Source organism: Methanosarcina sp., from assembly GCF_035390745.1.
In the GTDB taxonomy this organism is placed as follows: domain Archaea; phylum Halobacteriota; class Methanosarcinia; order Methanosarcinales; family Methanosarcinaceae; genus Methanosarcina.
This window is the reverse complement of record NZ_DAOOUJ010000060.1, coordinates 1-18,302: the sequence shown is the minus strand read 5'-3', so window position 1 is coordinate 18,302 and position 18,302 is coordinate 1. Positions and strand designations below refer to the sequence as shown.

Sequence of the window (18,302 nt, the reverse complement as noted above, 5' to 3'; positions counted from 1 at the left end):
CTGATTTTTCTATCGTCAAAGCAGGATTCTGTTCTGCTGTTACCGTTTCGTTATCCGTGTTAGAATCGGTTGTATTGTTCCCGAAAACACCTGTAGCAAACGCTGCATTGGTTATTGATCCAGCATCCAGGTCAGCCTGAGTAATTGTGTGGTTAGCTGTTACCGATTCACTCTGGCCAGGTATCAGTATTCCACTCGTTAACGGAATTACTCCAAGTCTGTCATCTGTAACGTTAATCGGTGCTGAAATATTGACATTTCCAGTGTTAGTAACGTTATAGGTGTATGTGATGTTCTGGCCAACAGCAGAATAGGTTGTTGGATCTGCTGATTTTTCTATCGTCAAAGCAGGACTCTGTATTATTGGCACTTGAGCACTGTCTAGCTTCGATGCCAGCTGATCACAATCAACGGTTGCCGTATTTTCTATGAACCCGTCTCCTCCTCCATTACTGTCTATATCTGTCTGATTAACAGTATAAGTGCCGTTGTATGTCCAGATCTCTCCTATCTCCAGGATTAAATCGGCATTTAGAGATTCTGCTGGTCCTGTCAGGTAAATCAAAGAATCATTCAGAGTTACGTTTGTGAGTTTGACCTGTCCGGTGTTTATCACATTAACCTGGTATTCAATTACATCTCCTGCCGCTGTTATATTGGCTGTCGGTCCCTGACCTGCAACATTTGTAACTATTTTGTCAATACTGTAAGCTATAGGTAGAGATATTGGTGCAGTAACGCTGTCATTTATTGGGCCCAGTTGAGTTGAGTTTACAGTTGCTGTGTTGTTGATGAATCCTTTTCCTTCAACGGTATTGTTTATATCATCCTGAGTTACCGTATAATTCCCGGTATAAGTCCAGATCTCTCCCACATTCAGGATTTCTACAGGCGCATTATCTCCTTCTGGCCCTGTTAGAGTGATCAAAGAGTCATTAACAGTTATATTTGACAGATCAAGGTTTCCTATATTACTCACGTTTATCTGGTACGTGATGACATCTCCGACTGCAGTTACATCTGCAGCTGGCCCTCTCCCGGCAACATCCGTTATTATTTTGTCAATGCTGTAAATCGGCACTCCTAATGGTACTTCAGCGGAGTGTGATTTTGGGTCCAGCTGGTCACAGTCGACGGTTGCTGTATTATCAATATCTCCTTCAACGCCTTCATCAATATCTTCGTCTGGTGTACCGTAATTGTCTATGTCTTCCTGAGTTACTGTGTAATTTACTGTATATGTCCATATTTCTCCTACATTCAGGACTCCCACAGGCGCATTATCACCTGCTGGTTCTATCAGACTCATGTTCATCAAAGAGTCATTCAAGGTAACGTTTGTGAGGTCGACGTTTCCTGCATTGGTCACGTTAATCCTGTAGGTAACTACTTCTCCTGCTGATGTTACATGCCCTGAAGGCCCCTTTCCTGCAACATCCGTAACTACTTTGTCAATGATGTAAGCCGGTGTTGTACATACTGGTACTTCAGCAGAATCGGATTTTTGGTCCAGCTGGTCACAATCAACGGTTGCGGTATTGCTTATTAATCCGTCCCCTCCACCGTTACTGTTTATATCCTCCTGAGTTACTGTATAATTTCCAGTATAAGTCCATGTTTCTCCTGGATTCAAAATTTCATCATTGCTCAGAGACTCTGAATATCCTGCCAGGTCGATCAGAGAATCATTCAGGGTTACATTTGTCAAGTCGACGTTTCCAGTATTGGTCACGTTAATCTGGTAGCTGATCACATCACCGGCTGCTGTTGCATATCCTGAAGGTCCCTGTCCTGCAACATCTGTAACTACTTTGTCAATGATGTAAACAGTCACTCCCTGTATTGGTGCCTCAGCAGAATCGGATTTTTGGTCCAGCTGGTCACAGTCAACGGTTGCTGTGTTGTTTATTACTCCGTCTCCTCCGCCGTCACTGTTTATATCATCCTGCGTTACTGTGTAATTTCCAGTGTATGTCCATATTTCTCCCACATTCAGGATTCCATTAGTACTCAGAGACTCTGAATATACTGTCAGGTTGATAAGGGAGTCATTCAAGGTCACATTTGTGAGGTCAACGTTTCCAGCATTGGTCACGTTAATCCTGTAGGTAACTACTTCTCCTGCTGCTGTTACATTCCCTTCAGGGCCCTTTCCTGCAACATCCGTAACTACTTTGTCAATAATGTAAGCCGGTGTTGTACGTACTGGTACTTCAGCAGAATCGGATTTTGGAGCAAGCTGATCACAGTCAAGGATTGCTGTGTTATTTATCAATCCGTCTCCTCCACCGTTACTATCGATGTCTGTCTGATTTACTGTGTAAGTTCCGGTGTAAACCCATTTTTCTCCCACATTCAGGATTCCTACAGGTGCGTTATCTCCTGCTGGCCCCGTCAGATTGATCAGAGTATCATTCAGGGTTACATTTGTTAAGTCAATGTTTCCGGTATTGGTCACGTTTATTTGATAAGTGATTACTTCTCCTGCCGCTGTCACATAACCATCAGGTCCCTTCCCTGCAACATCTGTGACTACTTTATCTAAGAGGGCAAACGGATGGGCCAGCAAAACATTAGTCGGCTGATAGTAAATATTGTTTGCAGTGTTGGAATCGCCTGTGATAGCGGTCCCCGAGACTATATTGAGAAGGTCATATATTTCAGGTGCAGGGCCTGCAGTTCCAGCTTCGGAGTTCGTGGAAGTGTCGTTGTTTGTCCCTGCTGTCCTGCTCACATCGGTAACTATTGTTATTATAGTCGATTGTCCCGGACTCAATGCACCGACATTGAAACTGAGGTTTTGCCCGCTAATTATGTAAGAGGCGCCGGAAGCTGAAACAAAGGTTGTATTGGAGGGGAGTGTATCATTGACTACAATTCCGTTTGCGACAGTGTCAGGAGAATTGTTCTTCACCACAAGAGAATAAGTGAGATTTTCTCCCTGGATCACAGGATCAGGGCTGTCTGCCTTCTCTACTGAGACATCGGCATCGTTTGTGTAGAACTTCCCTACCTGTAAAAGGGGCACTGTCTGTGTTCCAGTATTGATTGTGTCACCGGTAGCAGTCTTCGCACTGGGCAAGCCTGTCTGCACGTTGCCTGAGGTTCCTGTGGGAACTGTGGACTTAAGGACAACCCAGATCTCAACAACCACCCTGTCACCATTATCAAGGCCCGAAACATTGAATGTACCCTGTATCTGCTGAGAAGAGCCGCTACCTATGATAGTGGAAGTGAAATTATCTACTTTAGAATTATTTAATGGATCAATGGTGCCAGCATCTGCAGTATCAACAAAAGCTGAATATATCATATATGCTGGATCAAAACCAAAATTACCACCTGAAGTTGTATTAGTGTTAAAAGTAGTAACAAATTGGATGGTTCCATTTTCAGGAGCCGTACTGCCGCTGACTGTTATTACCATCTCATAAGGCACGACCTGCCCAAGAGCCATGTCCCTTGGAGCTAAAGACGTTACAGCGTCGAGAGAAGAAGAAGTAGGACCGTAAGCTACGGCATTTGCAAGTGGATCTGCATACCTGCCGTCAGGTCCCGGGGGCGCAAGTGATGCAGGAGTCAGCTTTGTGTAAGTAGGCAAATATGGAGCATTGTTCAATGAAGGGTCAGCTGCATACCATTTCAATGTATACGAGCCGCCGGAAGCCTGCGCTTCAAAGGGCACAATACTCATCAAGATGGCCGTGCTAAGGATTAATGTAAGCATTAGCGAGTATTTGGTTCTGTGATGTAGAACTTCAAGATGCAAATGAATGTTCCTTAATATGTTCCTTAATGCTGCTGCATCGTCCATAACTGGTATCAAAGCAGTCAGTAAGGTGCTTATAAATGTGGGATTTACGTGATTTTTAGTCATAAAATGATTCTCTCCAGTTTTCATATTTGGTTCCACAAAATTTCCGATCAATTAAAACTTTTTTCAAAAGAAGTACTACATTCGACAATAAATATTTATTTAAAAACTGATAAAAATATATAATGCTTCAAATTCCATGGTAGTGGACTACTTTTAGGAATCTCCACACGAATCTGATCTTGAAAAGCTGGAAATGAGGTGAATAAAAATAGTTATTTTTATGTTAGATTGAAAAAGAAGTATGAAGAACAGGGAATCCCAAAAATAAAACGGCAAACTTGAGGCTGATATCCCTATAGGCTGGACTCGCCCTGCATGCAGGCTAAAGGTTTGAATTAGATTTAAAACCAGGATAGTCTTCTGATATTTGATTCTCATTCCTTACCCTGTATTTCTTTATATCAATTATTTTTGATACTCGTCCGCTGTTTTTTAAATATGGTTTCCGATATTTATTAAGCAGAAATTAAGTACGTCTTAAGAGTTATCAATTTAAGGAGACAGAATAATGGAAGATAAAAATAGCATTCCAGCAGAGGAAGAAAATTCAGAAAAGGATAAACAGGAAGATGATGAGGACCTTCTGTATACGCATAAGCCCGAGTCGCGGGGTGGCGAAATGCGCTGGAACAATAATTTATGCAGAAAACCCGGGCGCTGATACTGATAAATTCCGGGAATAATTCCCTTATGAGCGTGTTATTCCATTTTTCAATTTAACCGGAGGAGTTTAAATGTCATTTCTAAACGAGATGCTGCCAGAAACCGCTGAAGCTTTCGGACAGATGAGGGATTCCATTTTCAAGGACGGCTTCCTTGACGTCAAAACAAAAGAACTGATTGCTATTGCATCTTCTGTCCTTATGCGCTGCCAGTTCTGTGTAGATGTGCATTCCCAGAGGGCGCTTGCTGCAGGAGCTGCAAAGGAAGAAATTGCTGAAGCAATAGCAGTTGCCATGTTCGTTGCTGCCGGGTCGCAGATAGGGTGGACAAATGTGTATGGTGAAAACATATACGACAAAATTTTTGAGGGAGATAAAGAAGAAGAGTATTCCTGCTGTTGCTGTGGAGAGTAAAGAGAGAAAGTGTAAGCTGCCGAAAAAGCCGTATTAAAGATAAAAGAAAACTAATTTTTATTCTCTTCCGGGTATTTGGGTGATATCAGGGAATTAGTTTGATGGATTTATATCAGGGAATTGGTTTGATGGCTTCTGATCTTTATTCCTGTTTTTTATTTTGCATCCGGGATATTGTCTTCAAAATTCCTGCAAACTCGGGGTTTAACCTGTAAAACCGCCATTTTGAGATGTTGTAGGCTTCGATGATCCCGCAGTTTTTCAAAATTGCCAGGTGATGGGAAACCAGGTTCTGTCTTTCGTTTAACTTGAATATCAGTTCGCAGACACAGTGTTCTCTCTGAGAGAGAAAATAAACAATTTTTAATCTAATAGGATGCCCGAGAGCACTGAATATTTCACTGGCTTTTTTGATGTCATTGTCCAGAAAATCTATTTCCTGGATCATTTTCTCTTCCCATTCCCTTTTTTTCTCGGGATCTGCAGGACAGCAATAGCTCATAAATAAAAGAAGTTAAGCTTTCTAAATAAGGTTTTTTATATCAATTTTTTTGATATCAATCCGGTTATTTTTATAGGTGATTTCCCGGAAGACTTAAGAAAGTTCCATAACAGGATTCTCCCGTTTTAAGTGTCCTTTCCGTTTTAAGTGTCCTGTATCTCTATCTTCTGTTTCTTAGTGTGATTAGATATCCGTACTACTCTTCCTAAATATATTATATCTAATAACTTTTATATAGGTTATTCTTCTGTTTTATTTGGAACAACTATATAATTTCCACATCTGGACCCAAAATAATGCATTCAAATTTGCATGAATTCAGATATGCTGTATCTTTTAGACTTATGTGGAAAAACAATAACGTTGGCGTCTTCAGCTGTCTAATAAAATGAATTTTTAATCCGATAACTATAAATATTTATGTGCATATGAGTGGAATTACTTTCGGTCTTCTCATTAATTCACAAATCGGTTGCTTAGACATTAAGAGAAATCACTCAATATAACGGCTTGATTGCACGTTGTAAACGCATATCAAAGCATTTTGGGGGTTTAAAAAACATGCCTGAATCAAGAAAGGTCTGGGAAGAGTTTTTTGCAAACAGGAGAAACGGAGGTCACAGGTCCTCGGCTGAGGAATTTTTATCCAAAGAAGCCAGGGAAAAGTTATATCACCTGGATGGAGGAAAAACGCTTCTCGACTTCGGCTGTGGTGCCGGAGAACTCCTTGTTTACTATGCGCTGGAATATGAACGTCTGGTCGGAGCCGATTTCTCAGCATCAATGCTTGATGAAGCAAACAAAAGAATCATGGAAAGAAAGTGTGAAAATGTAACTTTAATCCTGGCTGACGATAAAACTGTCTGGGATAAGCTTGATTTTTCCTTTGACCGGATAACTGCAGCCGGGGTGATCCAGTACCTCACATATGAAGAAGTTGATACTTTTATTGCCAATGCATCAAAGTATCTGAATAAAGGGGGTAAAATAGTTCTTTTTGACCTGCTGGACCCCCGCCTGTATCTGTTGTGGAAAATAGGTTTCTTCTCACGGGACGCCAGGTCCTGGAAAATCCTTCGCAAAATCGGTTTCGAAATTCGTGAACTTATCTTAGCGAGCCTGAATAATCGTCCCAGAGATATTCTTGGATATTCTCATGACCCCCGTAAAATAGAGGAAATTGCAAATAAACATGGTTTTGATATGGAGTTTGTTCAGTCCATGTATTATGAGTACAAGTATCATGCAATACTCTCGTGAAAAGAGTCCTTGCTGTTATCTAAAAACCTTCTTCCCGGATTATTCATCTTTTCAGGTTATCCGTTATCGCGCCCTGTATTGGAGGAGTTAGCATTTCCCCAGACACATTTAATCCAGAAAACCCCAATAACATTGATCAGGGTACCATTACTCTGTTTTCACAGGATTATTTTAAAATCAGCAGTGTTCCGGACAATATTTTTATTGCAAAACTTCAGGAGAATAAAATTTATGACCGGTTATATTCAGCAATTTACGGGGCGCTGAAGCCGCAGATCTTTTTTAATGACCTTTCAAAAGGGCTCACGTATAAAACTACAAGAGACACAGGTTTATCCCCCTGCAGTTTACTTCCAGCTTTAGATTCTGTTTTTTGTACAGGAATCTCCAGGTTTGCGGGCAATTTAACGATATTCCGTGATACTCACAGGTTCTGCGAATCCGCCTCTCTCCCCTCTGTCCATTATCAGGGCCAGCCAAGGCAAACCGGATCTCTTTACATCTGCAGGTTTACGCCAATGGTCGAATCTAACTATCAAATCTCGCTTGATATAAAAACGGACGACACTCACAGTTTTGTCGAACTTAACAGCCCGGGTTCAAAGCTGATAATTCAGGAAATAAATGGCAGAGTTGTTTTGAAAAGTTTCTTTGAAAGCTCTTCCGGCGGTATAGGGCATGAAACCATATCTCTGGGAAATATTGCAGAGAAACTTGATTTTGAAATTAAGTTTGACGGGTACAATAAGACAAATACAATCACCACAAAAGATGGCAATTTTATCACGACTCCCTTTTATAATCTTGAGAGACAAAGGCTGCCTTATCTGGATTTCTCCGGTGGATATATCAGGTTCACATCTTTTCTTGCCGGAAAAAGCACTTTTCTCGATGTCAACATTTACAGTATAACCCAGAAAGCAGAGAGGAAATTAATAACAGCAATCGGAGACTGCAAGCTGCTTCCTTTCGGTCTTGACGGTCCTCATGCAGGAAATACAACCGAGAAGGGTATACTCTATCTCAACAGCAAAAATAACAGGGGCACGATCTGGTTCGATATCGAAATTCTTGAGCAGTGCAGTGGATCAGACCTTGAATACCTTCGCAGTCTGGTTTCCAATTACTCATGGGAAACTGGGGTGCACTATTCTAAAGAACTGAACAGCCTGCCGGTTGAACAGGCTTATAAAGTAATGGAAGAAGGATATTCATACGTTTATGAGAAAATAGGACAAAAGCCGACAACCTGGTGCTCTATGCGAAACAAAGACAACGTTACACACGCTGTTTATGCATATGAGAAACTGGGGATGTTCTGGAGAAACGGAGACTCGGGAATCCACGCAGAAAATGATGTTGGAAACCTGGACGACGATACCTGGGAATGGTGGAAACCTGTATCCAGGGCAGGCATGGTGTATCCGGCTTTTACGCATGAACTTGATCTGGACCCAGCTATTAAATACTCAATCAGCCGCTCAAAATTCCTGAACTGGGTAGATAACTACAATTCAAAAGGCATATCCATAGTCTCTTTTTACGAGCACGGTCAAATAAGCCGCAATACTCATGAAGCCAGCTTTGATGTTACAGAATATACCGAACATTCTATCGTATTTAAAACGCACACAAACGGCTCAGATGCCCTGATAAATGTGAATATAATGGCTGAAACGGGTACCCGGGTCTATGATAATACGTCTGATAAAATCCTTGATTACAGAATAGAGCAGGACAAATCGATTACATTCCGGGTTGAAAATAACCATACTTACAGTGTATCTTTTTAACAATCAAGCGATTTGAACACTTTATATAAAGATAACACCTGGGCAACTGATTCATAAAGAATTATGCAATATTCCCATATTTATCATATTTCCTGGAATTTAATATGGACTGTTTCAAATATCTTTGAAACAGGAATCCTTATATATATTATTTTAATTAATTTTGAAACAATAATATGAGTTATGCACTTGATGCGCAAAATCAGGATCATTTTTTAGATAATCGGAGAAAAGTAATGTTTAGCAATACATTTATCTTTGGATTGCTGACTGGTATAAGCGTACTAATTTCTTTTATTCTGGATAAAGATAAGACATTTCTTGGCCTGAAGAAAGGCGGAAAAATGTTTTTCAATATTTTCCATCCGTTTCTCAATATCCTAATTCTTATAAGTATAGTGCTTTTTTTCATTCCCGATTACTTAATCGTGAAATATCTTGGAGCCAATTCTGGCTTTTATGGTTTTGGAATAGCTGCGTTCGTAGGGTCAATAACTTTGATACCCGGCTTCATCTCATATCCTCTGGCTGCTACTTTGCTTAATCAGGGCGCAACTTACTCTGTCGTTGCAGTTTTCATAACTACTCTTATGATGGTAGGAGTTGTCACACTGCCTCTCGAGATCAGGTATTTTGGTAAGAAAGCAGCAATAATGAGGAATATCCTGAACCTGATTGCGGCAATAATAATAGGAATTTTTGTGGGATGGTTAATGTGAAGAAATATCTGAAAAACTATATGTGGGTTATGTTGTTTGTCCTCTTTTCCTTGAGTTCATATTTTATGGGGTTCAAGCCAGGACTTATGATATATTCTAATTTTAATGAATTTTTTATGGAAATGATTTCATTTGTTCCTTTCCTGTTCATAATAATCGGACTTTTTGATGTCTGGGTTCCAAAAGAGTTGCTTGAAAAGCATATAGGTAAAGAGTCTGGAGTTAAAGGCATTTTTATAGTTATTTTGCTAGCAATGCTTCAGGCAGGCCCGCTTTACGGAGCATTTCCTGTTGCATATATTTTGTGTAAAAAAGGTGCATCTGTGAGGAATATTTTCATTTATTTAGGAGCTTTTTCATCCATGAAGTTACCTATGCTGGGAATAGAGATCGGTTACCTGGGGATAAAATTTACAGTTGCAAGGACTCTAATCTCCCTTCCGCTGTTTATACTTACAGGATATTTTATGGAAAAAATCGTTGGCAGTGATTTTAAGGTGGAAGAAGTAAAAGCATAAAAATTCAAAAATCAACCCATCCTATCAAATTATTATTTTTATCAATGCTTTTCGGTGCTTTCCAGTCTTAAACATCCTTAAATTCGATACTGATGCTGCCTGCTTTTTTTGCCAGAGATTTTGCAAGAAAGCCACTTTCCAATCTGCAAAGGTTGAGTACTGCGCAGGGTACAAGACAATTTGAGCAACATTTGGCTTCCTGTGCCCTGTTAATTACATAGTTATTCTTAATATCCAGTATTTCCATCATGGGAATTTCCATGTGAGAAAATTTCTTTATCTTTTCACATGGGGTTTCAATGTCAACAATTATTTTACTTCCTTTTTTGCTTCCACGGATTGTGTGGACAAAATCACAGATAGCGGAATTTACGATAATTTCAGTCAATGCGTCACCTTCTCTTTTTGGTTGTACAGATATTTCTTGCCATTTTTAGTTAGAATTTAAAGCAGGTGAAAAGTAATATCAGGTCTCTGTAGGATATCAAATTTCGTTGATATATGACTTTACGTGTTTTATGAAAATAAATGGATAACTGAAGAACTATATATGAGATTTCGGAGATACTGGATAACTGAAAGTTTATCCACCTGAAAAAAGTCCAGGGATATATCTGGCTTTACACAGGATAAAAAGGTGAGTAGTAACGCTGAAAAATCTCCATTATATGGTTATGCAGGAACCTGCTGTAAATTTTAATTATAACAAATTTTCTATATCTTCCAGACTATAACGTGCATATTTATTTTGTGAGTCAGACTAAAATCTCCGCTCTCATAAGATCTCATGACTGAGATCCAGTTCATTATAGGGATAAAAATGGATGAAAAATATCTGATGTATGTAAGGCAAAGCAGGAAAAAAACTGGATTTTTAATTTTAATTCTGATCTTCCTGATTACAATGGGAGTACTCTTCCCTCATATTGTACAATCTGAAAGTTCTCCTGATCAGTTAAATAAAGCTATATATGTTTCCGGGAACGGGAGTGGAGATTTCAATTGCGATGGAACAGATGACCAGATAGAGATTAATGAAGCTCTTGCATACGTAGCAGAAAACCCTGAGTTTACTACCGTTCATTTAAAAGGCCCTGACACATACGTTATCTCAGATAGTATTCTCATCGGAAACGATACGGTTCTGCAAGGGGACCCCACAGCTGTAATCAAGCTTAAAGACAAAGCAGACTGGCCGCAGGAAAAGCCGCTGATAACCCAGAAGAGTAATTCCGGAAAGAATATAACTATAAAGGGCTTCGAGATCGACGGAAACTACGACGGAAACGCGGAGAAACACAGAGGAGAAGGATATTACAACCTGATCAGTTTCTTTAACAGCAACAACATACATGTTTGTGATATTTACATGCACGACAGCCATGGTGACGGGCTGAGAACAAAAGACAGCAAAAACATAGAATTCCACGACAACCGGATTTACAGGCTTGGTCATGACGGTCTTTTTGCAATCGACTGTCAGAATGTAGAAGCATGGAATAATAACGTTAGATGCAAGACAAACTCCGCACTGAGAATCTGGAACTCAAACCATGTAAAATTCCATGATAACACAATATATACGGAGTTTGAGACAGATGCGGGAGGCCCGGGAATTCAGATACAGTATATTAGAGAAAAAGAAGCCCAACCGATGAACGATATCGAAGTATATAATAATACGATTTATGATACGTATGGTCCAGGTATCTGGCTTATAGCATATGGTGAGACATACGCAAAAGACGAGGCCAAAAACGTCCATATACATCACAATACATTCTATGGGTGTGGCACTCATCCGACTTATGACTGGTTGGGCGGCATAGTAACAAGCGGGTTTTACGATACTCTCATAGAAAACAATGTTTTTGATGGGAATTACAACGCGGCTGTTGTGTATATGTATCCATCTGGTCTGAGTGACGACATCGACTTCACTCCAAAAGGCACAGGCGGGAATTATACGACCATAATGCGTAACAACATTATCACGAATACTTTAGAACGCAAACACAACCCCGAAGGAACAGGTTATGGAGTTATTGATAACTTCCCTGAAACCCACAACTTTGTGCTGGAAAATAACTGCCTTTACAATAATTCTGCAGGTAATTACAAAAACGCGAGCTCAACCACTGACATCTATGCAGATCCTCTCTTTGTAGACCAGAAAAAACACAATTATCAACTAAAACCAAATTCTCCTTGCATTGATTCCGGATTTGTTTCTTCTGAATTCTCAGATGAGCCAGAAAAATTTAACTGAGATGGAAATAACCTTCCAAAACAGTCAATAATGCTATCAAAAGGTAAGTTTAGACATCAAAAGGTAAGTTTAGACTTCATCGAATTTGATACTTATACTGCCTGCTTTTTTTGCCAGGGACTTTGCCATAAAACCGCTTTCAAGCTTGCAGAGATTCAGTAAGGCACAGGGCACAAGGCAGTTTGAGGAACACTGTGCTTCCTGTGCTTTATCGATCACATAGTTGTCCTTGATGTCCAGGGTTTCCATCATGGGGATTTCCATATGCGAAAACTTCTTTATTTTTTCGCATGGGGTTTCAATGTCCACAATAATTTTATCGCCGTTCATGCTTCCTTTAATTTTATGGGTAAAACCGCAAATTGTAGAATTTACTGTGATTTCGGTCAATCTGTCACCTTTTTTCATCTGATTCTCTTATAACGGCTTTTCTTTATTTCCTTTTTATTATTTTTCTATTTATGCCTCCTTTTTGATATCAATGAAAATTGATACACGGCTTTCTGTATTTTATAACCTGAAACTGTAATACTGAGTGGAGGAATAATATGCCATTCATGAACGAAATACTGCCTGATACTGCTGAAGCCTTCGGAAAACTGAGAGATTCTATTTTCCAGGGTGGAGAACTTGACCGTAAGACCAAGGAACTTATAGCCATTGCCTCTTCTGTCCTTATGCGCTGCCAGTTCTGTGTTGATACGCACTCCCAGAGAGCTGTTGCTGCTGGGGCCAGCAAAAAAGAAATTGCGGAGGCTATTGCTATTGCCATGTTTATAGCTGGCGGATCTCAGCTCGGCTGGACAAACATTTACGGAGAAAACGTTTACGACATCATCTTTGGAGAGAAAAAATCCGAGGAACTGGAAGAAGAAAAAACGGAAAAAGATAAAGGCTGCTGCTGTGGGAAATGAGTCTAGAGCAGGGGTTTTGAATTAACCTTATAAGTTAATCTTTCAATTTTTCTTTCTTTTCCTTTTTTCCTTTTCAGGCGTATTCTTCTCCTTCATCCCATTCTTCTCCATCAAACTCTTTGCTTGCAGGGATGATCAGTACAGGCTTTGTGGTTTTCCTGAGTACATTTTCTGCCGTGCTGCCGAGAATAAGGTCAACTAAATCTCCTTTTCCGCGGGTGGTCAGCATGATCATGGTTAAGTCTTCCATGCTGGCAAGTTTTACGATTTCATCGGATGGGACGCCTTCAACAACAAGGTACTGGCTTTTTATGCCTGCAAGCCGCTCCTTTATTCTCCTGAGCTTTTCTTTTGCCTCTTCTATCTGTTCGTCCAGCATGTCCATATCTTTTATGTCGTCTATTACGTGCAGAAGCAGAACCTCTTTTGCTATTCCTTTAAATTCCTGAAGCTGTTCTATCGCCTTCATTGCTTCTTTTGAAAAATCAAGAGGAACAAGTATTCTGGAGAATGTCAAACGGCATGCCTTTCCATAAACTTCTTTTCCTTTTTTCAGAGCATCGTACTTTTCGACCAGCATTATTTTCTTTGAACTGCGTGCTATGTATTCTGCAGTCCTTCCCAGAAGCTTTCCTTTTATGAAGCCTTTCGTGGTAGCTCCTATTATTACCGCATCGACATCTCCCCGGTCTGCGGTCTCTGAAATTGTCCTTTTTATGTCTCCTATCGTTACCAGAACTTCGGTTTCAATCCCGAGTTCCCTGGCAAAATTTGCATACTCCTCGATCCTTTCCTTTTCATTCCGTTCAAACATGGGGGCAAGCCCCTGGCTTTTGTGTATATCCACCACATGCAGCAGGATAACCTTCTTCAATCCCGCGTTTTTAAGTTCACCTATGCCGGCGAGCAAATCTTCCGCTTCTATATTAAAATCAACAGGAACAAGTACAGTTTCAATCAATTCTATTCCCCCTGTTTCAGACTACGCTGACATTTTTAATCGTTTTTCCCTTTAAAGCCCTTTTCTTTAAAGCCCCTTTTAGTAGTATTCTTCTATCAGTATAAATAAGGCATGCAAACCCTCTTTTAAGTTTTGAACGCAAAGCTTACAGAATAATGTTGAATAAATATCCTGTAAAGATTATACATAAGGTAACGATTATGACAAAGGCAGCTATCAGTTCGTTTTTAAGTACTTTTTTCAAGATTATCATTTCTGGAAGAGAAAGTGCAGTTACTCCCATAATAAAGGCAAGAGCAGTGCCTACTGGAAGTCCTTTTCCTATAAGACTTTCCAGAATAGGAATCATACCCATAATGTTTGAGTAGAGAGGCACTCCAATTAGAACTGCAATTGGGACTGCAAGTAAATTATCCTCTCCTGCATATTTTGCCAGGATACCTTCGGGGGCATAGCCGTGGAAAATTCCTCCAAGGACAACTCCGATAATCACATAAATCCAGACTTTTTCCACTATGTCCTTTACAGATTCATAGGCGGCAGCAGTTCTTTCTTTTACACTCAGATCTCTGGCGTTTTTATTTGAATCTCCTACTTTTACCCTGTAAACAAAATCAGCTACGTATTTTTCCATCTTCAGAAGACCTATTAGATACCCACCAATAACACCAAGTAAAATACCTGAAATAGTATACATCAAAGTTGCTTTAAGGCCCATAGTCGCCCACAGTGCAGCAATTGCAGCTTCGTTTACCAGGGGTGAGGTAATAAGGAAGGAGAAAGTCACTCCAAGAGGAATTCCGGCTTCCACAAAACCAATAAAAAGCGGCACTGATGAACAGGAGCAGAAGGGAGTAACTGCCCCAATCAAAGAGGCTAATAAATGATATTGCAGTCCTTTTTTGCCTCCGAGCACTTTCCTGGTTTTTTCCGGGGTTACATAGGTCCTTATGTAGGAAACAACAAAAATCATTAATGCTAATAGGACAAAAATTTTCATTACGTCGTAAATAATAAAATTGACACTGGCTGAGAGCTGTGTATCAGGTGTAATCCCGAAAACATCATAAGTCAGTTTGTCAGCAATCCATTGAAGGGGGTAGAATATGTCAACCATTTTTTTGTTCCTTCTTTATGTTTATTATTTCTTTATTTTCAGTTCAATCCTCGAATATATCATTATATATTGATATGTTGTATTCTATATAAGTGTTCCTGTCGAACTTTGAATTTTTGACTTATTTGAACTTGATACTTTTTATTGGCAGCCAGATCTTCAAACATGATCTCTGAAAATAAGTCCGCAAAATCGCTAAACAATGAGAAAACAAACAATGGAAATTTAGAAAAAAATCCTGAAACACTTGAGGTGCAGGTAAGTGTAATGTTACGCAAAAAAGAGAACGTAAACCATTCTGTCAATTTAAAACATTAAAGGATATAAATCTTGAATTTTACCTGCGTGGTACACCATCTTATTCTTCAAGTACCTCTAAAATTTTCCTGATTTTATCGTTCTGGATTGAGTATAACCTCTTTTTCCCTTCTTTTCTTACTTTAATTATCCCCCAATCCTGTAGTTTTGCAAGGTGCATTGAGGTATTCGATTGAGTTTTACCAATGATTTCTGGTATTTCACATGCGCATATTTCTCCTTTATTGCCGTGTTTATTTCCTCCACATGTGCACTCAGATTCGATTAAAGCCTTGATAATTCTATATCTCGTATCTTCGCTAAGGGCTTTGAAAAGCTGCAAATTTTCTTCATTAATCATATCAACATCCATTGAATGTAATATATATATACTTTTCTAACTCAAAAAATTTAACTTGCTGTTTGTTATCTGAAGAAGAGGAGGACTTCAAATTGAATGACCCTCATGCTTTTTTTAAAAACTTCAGTTGAGTTCTGATTATTCATATTTCTGTACTTTTTCTTCTCCTGACCCACAATTTGGAAATTACGATCTGGTAATTATCCTTAAAACTTTCCAGTTCCCCGTATTTGCTTCGTGTTTAATTGCCGCCTTTTAGGGTTATTTTGCAGCCCAACTCTTCATGGGCGCTATCTTTTTATATCATATCGACAAATATAAATATCAATATTCTTTGATATGTAGCTATATGCCAAAAAAGGAGACCTGTTTGATGGGAAAACTTGGAAAGAATTTACTTGGAAAAATCACAGGAACTGATAAAAGTTGCTGCTGTTGTGGTCCTTCTATTGTTAGCGTCAAAAATATTAAAGTTGACAACAAAGATCTGGAAATTGCCGGGTTAGAAGAGGAATTTGAAAAACAGAAAGTTGCCGGCAAGACTCCGGAGAATATAGATATTGAAGAACTTGTTCGAAATCTCACAACGATAAATGAAATTCCTGAAGAAGATATGAAGAAATTCAAAATCGCAGTGCTAAAGGAATATGAAACATACTGGCAGGAGAAAAGAAAATAATCATATCTATTTATATGAATATGAGATTTTTCCCCTTCCCTGAATATATTTTGTTTTGAGGCTACTGGAATGAACTTCAAATGCTCAATTTGCGGAAAAGAAGAAAATTCTTTACTCCGGGCAAATCACAAGGATTTAGGAACCATAAAGCTATGCGTGAAATGCTGGTCAAAAGAACAGAGTAAAAACATGCTGCTCCCTTTAGAAAGCGGTAGTAGCTGCTGCAGGTAGATTCATGGAAACCGAAAGGAAATCGTGTGTAGATAAAAGAAAGAATGAAGTGGAAATTGAAAGATTGAAACGTTTTATTTTTGATCGTGACCAGTTAGAGGTAAGAACGCAGAAACTCAGTTCTCTGGTAAATGGGCTGGACGAAGAAGCAATACACTCGGAAACCAGGATATTTAAAGCCCTTGCAGATCCAAATCGGCTCAAGATTATAAAATTACTGAAAGAAGGAGAACTCTGTGCCTGTGAATTAACAATTGCACTTTCCAATTCCCAATCAACTGTTTCTCATCATCTTTCAGTGCTGAAAAATGCGGGCCTGATTAAGGAAAGAAAAGAAGGGAAATGGTCTTACTTTCGCCTCTCGGAAGGAGCAGTTATCGAAATACTTAACCAGGCTAAACTGCTAACTGATGAGTGAACTTCCAGTAAAGTCCCCTTTTTGAAAGCAGTATCTGGGGACGAGGTTGAACCCTTCAAAAACGTTTTAAGCTTCAGAAAAGTCAGGTTCCTGAGAGGTCAATGTGGGGATTTCAAGTTTCCAATAGCTGTAGCTCTCGATAATTTGTGAAAAAGAAGATTTTGAGGAAGATCAGGATGTTCTGGGATAATTTTACTTTGGCGGCCAGGTTCTTTATTGAAATCGCCGTAGAGCTTACTGTTTTATTCATAGGCATAACTTTTCTCGTAGGGCTTATTCAGGAGTATGTACCTGAAGAAACCATAAAAAAGGCTATGGGAGGACGGAACAAAGTTATAGGCAGCGTCCTTGGGGCAGGATTTGGTGCACTTACTCCTTTCTGTTCCTGTTCAACAATACCGCTTCTTCTGGGAATGCTAAAGGCTGGTGTGCCTTTTGCTGCAGCAATGGCATTTCTGTTCTCGTCGCCTTTGCTAAACCCTGTAATAATATCCCTGTTTATCATTTTACTGGGCTGGAAAATAGCTGCTCTTTATTTTGCCGTCGTCTTCGTGTCAACAATTGTCATCGGCCTCTTACTTGATAGTTTTGGCTTCTCCAGTCAGATTAAGCCGGTTGCTGTTGTACGAAACAACTGCAATTGTCAGCAGGCAACGGACGCGAAATCCCGGATTCAGCGGTCTGCAGTATTCGCGTTTAGTCTTTTCCGTCAGCTTGTGCCTTATCTCCTTCTTGGAGCTGGGATTGGGGCATTCATTCACGGATTCGTACCCACGGAGATTATTTCCCGTCTCGCCGGACCGAACAATCCTCTGGCAGTACCTGTTGCTGCAATTATCGGCGTTCCCATCTATATCCGGGCTGAGACTATGATTCCCATTGGTCTTGCGCTCATCGAAAAGGGAATGAGCATTGGAGCCGTTCTGGCACTGGTAATCGGCGGTGCAGGAGCCAGCATACCCGAGATAACGCTTCTTTCATCGATATTCAAGAAGAGGTTACTGGCAGCCTTTGTTGTGACAGTTTTTTCCATAGCTGTGATTGCAGGATATCTTGCAAACCTGCTGGTATTGTGAAAACTGCAAAAAATTCAATAATAGTACCAGCAAGCAGATCCGTGCCAGGATCAAAGATCAAGGTTCGTACTGCAGATAGGACAGGAAACTTTAGCCCGATCACATACCGTGACAGCTATATCAAAGATGGTATCCTGAAATTCTTTGAGAGTTTTGGAGTATTGACTGGAAATGTCAATGCCAGCTTCTTTCATTACCTGGACAGCACGAGGATTAACAATTGTGGCTCTGAGA

19 protein-coding genes are annotated in these 18,302 nt (G+C 39.8%); 11 read left to right on the top strand and 8 right to left on the bottom strand.

Translation table 11 applies throughout. The annotated features are described in order from the left end of the window. Nucleotides 1-3,694: beta strand repeat-containing protein (locus PLL47_RS12180; protein WP_324446472.1), on the bottom strand; the 3,694-nt coding region annotated here is incomplete at its 3' end. Between the two features lie 691 nt (nucleotides 3,695-4,385). Between PLL47_RS12180 and PLL47_RS12175 the strand changes: the two genes are divergently transcribed. Then, the gene (locus PLL47_RS12175) at nucleotides 4,386-4,538 is read left to right on the top strand and encodes a hypothetical protein (RefSeq protein WP_324446471.1); all 153 of its coding nucleotides are present in this window, start codon (nucleotides 4,386-4,388) and stop codon (nucleotides 4,536-4,538) included. Nucleotides 4,539-4,611: 73 nt separating this feature from the next. After that, nucleotides 4,612-4,953 carry a carboxymuconolactone decarboxylase family protein gene (locus PLL47_RS12170; RefSeq protein ID WP_324446470.1) on the top strand — a complete coding sequence of 114 codons (342 nt, stop codon included), beginning with the start codon at nucleotides 4,612-4,614 and terminating at the stop codon, nucleotides 4,951-4,953. A 142-nt stretch (nucleotides 4,954-5,095) separates the two neighbouring features. Here PLL47_RS12170 and PLL47_RS12165 read toward each other — a convergent pair whose 3' ends face one another. Then, nucleotides 5,096-5,455 (bottom strand): ArsR/SmtB family transcription factor, encoded by a 360-nt coding sequence (locus tag PLL47_RS12165; RefSeq protein ID WP_324446469.1) that lies wholly within the window; start codon nucleotides 5,453-5,455, stop codon nucleotides 5,096-5,098. Between the two features lie 561 nt (nucleotides 5,456-6,016). On the opposite strand from PLL47_RS12165, the gene PLL47_RS12160 reads away from it, so the two are divergent. From PLL47_RS12160 to PLL47_RS12145, 4 genes are all read left to right on the top strand, one after another. Continuing rightward, nucleotides 6,017-6,715 carry a class I SAM-dependent methyltransferase gene (locus PLL47_RS12160; protein ID WP_324446468.1) on the top strand — a complete coding sequence of 233 codons (699 nt, stop codon included), beginning with the start codon at nucleotides 6,017-6,019 and terminating at the stop codon, nucleotides 6,713-6,715. Between the two features lie 518 nt (nucleotides 6,716-7,233). Next, entirely contained in the window at nucleotides 7,234-8,508 is a 1,275-nt protein-coding gene (locus tag PLL47_RS12155) for a hypothetical protein (RefSeq protein WP_324446467.1), read from the top strand. Between the two features lie 236 nt (nucleotides 8,509-8,744). Beyond that, nucleotides 8,745-9,227: a permease gene (locus PLL47_RS12150; protein ID WP_324446466.1), complete on the top strand. Its 483-nt coding sequence runs from the start codon at nucleotides 8,745-8,747 to the stop codon at nucleotides 9,225-9,227. Nucleotides 9,228-9,292: 65 nt separating this feature from the next. Continuing rightward, nucleotides 9,293-9,745: a permease gene (locus tag PLL47_RS12145; RefSeq protein ID WP_324446465.1), complete on the top strand. Its 453-nt coding sequence runs from the start codon at nucleotides 9,293-9,295 to the stop codon at nucleotides 9,743-9,745. A gap of 67 nt (nucleotides 9,746-9,812) precedes the next feature. Here the strand turns inward: PLL47_RS12145 and PLL47_RS12140 are convergent, their stop codons facing one another. Further along, complete coding sequence (locus PLL47_RS12140; RefSeq protein WP_324446464.1) at nucleotides 9,813-10,133, bottom strand: DUF6951 family protein; 321 nt, start codon at nucleotides 10,131-10,133, stop codon at nucleotides 9,813-9,815. A gap of 432 nt (nucleotides 10,134-10,565) precedes the next feature. On the opposite strand from PLL47_RS12140, the gene PLL47_RS12135 reads away from it, so the two are divergent. Then, complete coding sequence (locus PLL47_RS12135) at nucleotides 10,566-12,014, top strand: right-handed parallel beta-helix repeat-containing protein (protein ID WP_502883702.1); 1,449 nt, start codon at nucleotides 10,566-10,568, stop codon at nucleotides 12,012-12,014. A gap of 69 nt (nucleotides 12,015-12,083) precedes the next feature. Here the strand turns inward: PLL47_RS12135 and PLL47_RS12130 are convergent, their stop codons facing one another. Continuing rightward, nucleotides 12,084-12,404, bottom strand: coding sequence for a DUF6951 family protein (locus tag PLL47_RS12130; RefSeq protein ID WP_324446473.1), 321 nt, complete (start codon nucleotides 12,402-12,404; stop codon nucleotides 12,084-12,086). 158 nt (nucleotides 12,405-12,562) lie between these two features. On the opposite strand from PLL47_RS12130, the gene PLL47_RS12125 reads away from it, so the two are divergent. Continuing rightward, complete coding sequence (locus PLL47_RS12125) at nucleotides 12,563-12,928, top strand: carboxymuconolactone decarboxylase family protein (protein WP_502883701.1); 366 nt, start codon at nucleotides 12,563-12,565, stop codon at nucleotides 12,926-12,928. A gap of 73 nt (nucleotides 12,929-13,001) precedes the next feature. Here the strand turns inward: PLL47_RS12125 and PLL47_RS12120 are convergent, their stop codons facing one another. The 3 genes from PLL47_RS12120 to PLL47_RS12110 form a co-directional block, all read right to left on the bottom strand. Then, nucleotides 13,002-13,889 (bottom strand): universal stress protein, encoded by an 888-nt coding sequence (locus tag PLL47_RS12120; RefSeq protein ID WP_324446461.1) that lies wholly within the window; start codon nucleotides 13,887-13,889, stop codon nucleotides 13,002-13,004. A gap of 145 nt (nucleotides 13,890-14,034) precedes the next feature. After that, nucleotides 14,035-15,006: a permease gene (locus PLL47_RS12115; RefSeq protein ID WP_324446460.1), complete on the bottom strand. Its 972-nt coding sequence runs from the start codon at nucleotides 15,004-15,006 to the stop codon at nucleotides 14,035-14,037. A gap of 358 nt (nucleotides 15,007-15,364) precedes the next feature. Next, nucleotides 15,365-15,664: an ArsR/SmtB family transcription factor gene (locus PLL47_RS12110; RefSeq protein ID WP_324446459.1), complete on the bottom strand. Its 300-nt coding sequence runs from the start codon at nucleotides 15,662-15,664 to the stop codon at nucleotides 15,365-15,367. Between the two features lie 373 nt (nucleotides 15,665-16,037). On the opposite strand from PLL47_RS12110, the gene PLL47_RS12105 reads away from it, so the two are divergent. From PLL47_RS12105 to PLL47_RS12095, 3 genes are all read left to right on the top strand, one after another. After that, nucleotides 16,038-16,343 (top strand): hypothetical protein, encoded by a 306-nt coding sequence (locus PLL47_RS12105; protein ID WP_324446458.1) that lies wholly within the window; start codon nucleotides 16,038-16,040, stop codon nucleotides 16,341-16,343. 235 nt (nucleotides 16,344-16,578) lie between these two features. Next, complete coding sequence (locus PLL47_RS12100) at nucleotides 16,579-16,992, top strand: ArsR/SmtB family transcription factor (protein ID WP_324446457.1); 414 nt, start codon at nucleotides 16,579-16,581, stop codon at nucleotides 16,990-16,992. Nucleotides 16,993-17,168: 176 nt separating this feature from the next. Continuing rightward, nucleotides 17,169-18,068, top strand: a complete 900-nt coding sequence (locus PLL47_RS12095; protein WP_324446456.1) for a permease — start codon at nucleotides 17,169-17,171, stop codon at nucleotides 18,066-18,068. Between the two features lie 50 nt (nucleotides 18,069-18,118). Here the strand turns inward: PLL47_RS12095 and PLL47_RS12090 are convergent. After that, a partial coding sequence (locus PLL47_RS12090; RefSeq protein WP_502883700.1) for an arsenate reductase/protein-tyrosine-phosphatase family protein occupies nucleotides 18,119-18,302 on the bottom strand: 184 nt, incomplete at its 5' end.